4 protein-coding genes and 3 tRNA genes are annotated in these 3,233 nt (G+C 56.9%); all 7 read right to left on the bottom strand.

Annotated features, from left to right (window positions below):
• Positions 1–377: GTP-binding protein (locus tag SB756_RS27945; RefSeq protein WP_410912724.1), on the bottom strand; the 377-nt coding region annotated here is incomplete at its 3' end.
• Positions 378–455: 78 nt separating this feature from the next.
• Positions 456–531 (bottom strand) — tRNA-Thr (locus tag SB756_RS27940).
• Between the two features lie 29 nt (positions 532–560).
• Positions 561–634: transfer RNA gene (locus SB756_RS27935), tRNA-Gly, on the bottom strand.
• Between the two features lie 24 nt (positions 635–658).
• Positions 659–742: transfer RNA gene (locus tag SB756_RS27930), tRNA-Tyr, on the bottom strand.
• 152 nt (positions 743–894) lie between these two features.
• Positions 895–1,320, bottom strand: a complete 426-nt coding sequence (locus tag SB756_RS27925; protein WP_049276033.1) for a hypothetical protein — start codon at positions 1,318–1,320, stop codon at positions 895–897.
• A 7-nt stretch (positions 1,321–1,327) separates the two neighbouring features.
• A complete protein-coding gene (locus SB756_RS27920) occupies positions 1,328–2,077 on the bottom strand; it encodes a pantothenate kinase (RefSeq protein WP_341797420.1) in 750 nt (249 codons plus the stop codon).
• The gene (birA, locus tag SB756_RS27915) at positions 2,067–3,026 is read right to left on the bottom strand and encodes a bifunctional biotin--[acetyl-CoA-carboxylase] ligase/biotin operon repressor BirA (RefSeq protein WP_016497738.1); all 960 of its coding nucleotides are present in this window, start codon (positions 3,024–3,026) and stop codon (positions 2,067–2,069) included. The genes SB756_RS27920 and birA overlap by 11 nt, the downstream gene beginning before the upstream one ends.
• Positions 3,027–3,233: the final 207 nt, after the last annotated feature.

Here is a 3,233-nt window from a genome sequence, read left to right as displayed (position 1 = left end):
ACCTGACGGGACAGCAGGATGTGCTCACGGGTTTGTGGCATCGGACCATCGGCGGCCGAGCAAACCAGGATCGCGCCGTCCATCTGGGCAGCACCGGTGATCATGTTCTTCACGTAGTCAGCGTGACCTGGGCAGTCGACGTGAGCATAGTGACGAATGTTCGAGTTGTACTCGACGTGAGCGGTGTTGATGGTGATACCGCGCGCTTTTTCTTCCGGAGCCGAGTCGATCTTGTCGAACTCAACGACTGCCGAACCGAAAACTTCGGAGCAGACGCGAGTCAGAGCTGCGGTCAGAGTGGTCTTACCGTGGTCAACGTGGCCGATAGTGCCGACGTTAACGTGGGGAAGGGAACGATCAAACTTTTCCTTAGCCATCGATACAATCCTCCGCAGAAGAAATAGTCTTGCGCTGATAAAACAAAGGCAGATATTTTCATATCTGCCTTGTTTATATGGAGCTCTTGAGCGGACTTGAACCGCTGACCTCACCCTTACCAAGGGTGTGCTCTACCAACTGAGCTACAAGAGCGAAACACTTTGTGCAAAATCCTGCAAACTTGGAGCGGGTAGCGGGAATCGAACCCGCATCATCAGCTTGGAAGGCTGAGGTTCTACCACTAAACTATACCCGCGGAGCTTGCGGCTCTCGCTAAAACTGGTGGAGGGAGAAGGATTCGAACCTTCGAAGCTCTCGCAACGGATTTACAGTCCGTCCCCTTTGACCGCTCGGGAATCCCTCCAGATGTGGCCGGCATTCTATGTGTCTGCCGCCCTAGTGTCAAGCGTTTTTTCAAATTTTTTCAATCAAATCTGAAACTTAGCTACTTTGACACCGCTTCCAGTTCTACCACCTGAGTGGTGTTCCCTGTGAAGCGGGCGCCATTCTATCAAGCTATTCACCAGTTGCAATACCCTGGCAGAAAATAATTTTATGTTTTAAGTCTTTGAAATCATTGGAAAGAGCCGAAAGGACCGTCTGGTCCAGTAAACGCTCACTTTCCGGGGCAACCTTGAGCCAGCGACCATCGGCTCCAGGCAGCTGCCCCACCACCGGCAAGGTGGCAATATCCAGGCTCAGCAAACGCTGACGCAGTGCATCCAGCTGCTCCTGTCCTGTCACCCCCCCCACTACCAGGCATTCGTCACGGCGCCTGGGCGGTGCCGACACACCCGTTTCACGCAACAGACGGATTTCCTGCTGATTCCCCTTGTACAGAGACAGCGGGGCGACTTCCTTGACCTTCAGCGGTGCTTCCTGCTGATGCCACACGTAATAGAAGACGTTGAGCACCAGTAACAACAGAAACAACCAACGCATAGGCACCTCAATCCAATGGGCAGGCCATGGCCAGGCCAACGAAAACCAGGTCAGGGACGACACGCGCCTGCGGCACGGCCTCTCTCACCAGCGGCGCATCACCCCCAGTGAGGAACACCGCGAATTCTTCACCCCACAGCGAGCGCGCCTGCTCAAGCTGGGTACGCGCAAAGCCCTGGAGCATCAACACGCAACCACGCTCGACCGCTTCGACTGTAGAGCGGCCCGGCGACAGGCTGGTCAATGCGCGCTCGGCGGAGGCATCGTCATAGCGAATGCGCCGGGTATGGGTACGCAACTGACTGCGCATCAGTGGCATGCCCGGACAGATGTAACCACCCAGGTGCTCGCCGTCTGCAGCCACAAAGTCTGCTTTGGCGGCGGTACCGAGGTCGATCACCAGGCATGCGCCCTTGGCCAGGTGAAATGCACCCAGCGCAGCGAGCCAACGGTCCATGCCCAATCGCTGATAGTCGTCGTAACCGTTGCGCACACCGGCCATGCTCTGTGCCGGAAGCGCAACATGCGCCTGCACGGCAAATGCCTGGGCAATCAACGCACAAAGCGCATCGGTTTCTTCCTCGCTGCGCACACTGACAATGCGGCAACCTGTCAGACGCACCGAAGCCAGCGCAGCCACTTCGGCCAGCAGCGCTTGATCTGAATCGACGATCCCGCCACCTTCAATCACTGCATCAGCGGTATGAATCACGCGCCACTTGATGAAGCTGTTACCGCAATCGAGCTCAAGAATCATCACGCAACCTCAAACTGAGCTCACCACCACTGAAGCTCTTTTCAACTCCGTCTACCTCAAGGCGCAAGCCGCCCTGCCCGTCGACGCCAAGAACCACGCCATCGATGCGCGTATTACCGGCAACCAGTGAAACATTGCGCCCCTGCCAAAGGTGCGCCTGTTCCCACTCCTCCTGGAATGCGGCAAACCCGTAGCGACGATGGCGTGCCAATTCGTGCTGCATTTGCTGATTGAGCGAAGCCACCAAGTGGTTACGGTCTATAGCCGCGCCCACCTCACGCCGCATCGAGGTCCACTCCTGGTCGACCTGGTCATTGACCTGCATGTTCACATTGATACCGATACCCAGTACCACATGACAGACATCGGCCGGGTCACCCACTAGCTCCAGGAGAATGCCAGTGATCTTCTGCCCGCGAACCAACACGTCATTGGGCCATTTGAGCCCTACATCTTTTACCCCGAACGCCTGCAGCGTGCGCATTACTGCAACGCCTACCACCAGGCTCAAGCCTTCGAGCTGGCGCATGCCGCCATCCACACGCAAGACAAGGCTGTAATAGAGGTTTTCGGCAAATGGGCTGACCCATTGCCGGCCACGTCGGCCGCGGCCGGCGCTTTGCCGCTCGGCCAGGACGAGAAATGGCGCTACCTGCCCTTGATTGGCAAGCCTCAAGCCTTCGGCGTTGGTCGAGTCGATGATTTCGTGAATGAAAACCGGCCACTGCTCGCCTTCGGCAAACCTGGCGATTGCCTGCGCTTCGAGCAAAGCCAGTGGTGCCGCTAGCTGATAGCCGCGCCCACGAACTTTGTGAATGGTGAGGTTCAGCTCGCTCTCCAGGTGCTGCAGCTGCTTCCAAACGGCGCTGCGACTCACCCCGAGGGCTGCCCCCAGAGCTTCTCCGGAATGGAACCGGCCATCCTTGAGGAGATTCAACAACTTCAGCATGCCAGTCTCGACTTGGAATAAGGCACGCATGATAGCCATGGGCTGTTGGCTTGCATAGGAAAAGGGCCCGCATACCTGGCGTTGCACCCTGCTCCTACAGGGAATCGGGCAGGACTGGGGTATTTGCGCTGCAAAGACAAAACCCCTACCTGCATGTGCAGATAGGGGTTTTGCGAAATGAATCTTGACGATGACCTACTCTCACAT

Source organism: Pseudomonas sp. SIMBA_068, assembly GCF_046534705.1.
GTDB classification, from domain to species: domain Bacteria; phylum Pseudomonadota; class Gammaproteobacteria; order Pseudomonadales; family Pseudomonadaceae; genus Aquipseudomonas; species Aquipseudomonas putida.
Note: the sequence above shows the minus strand (reverse complement) of the source record. Positions and strands in the feature narration are given on the sequence as shown.

What these genes read in the sequence shown, in the direction of transcription:
- SB756_RS27925 (WP_049276033.1), bottom strand. Translation starts at nt 1,320, where the DNA reads ATGCGTTGGTTGTTTCTGTTGTTACTGGTGCTCAACGTCTTCTATTAC.
- SB756_RS27920 (WP_341797420.1), bottom strand. Translation starts at nt 2,077, where the DNA reads ATGATTCTTGAGCTCGATTGCGGTAACAGCTTCATCAAGTGGCGCGTG.
- birA (WP_016497738.1), bottom strand. Translation starts at nt 3,026, where the DNA reads ATGCTGAAGTTGTTGAATCTCCTCAAGGATGGCCGGTTCCATTCCGGA.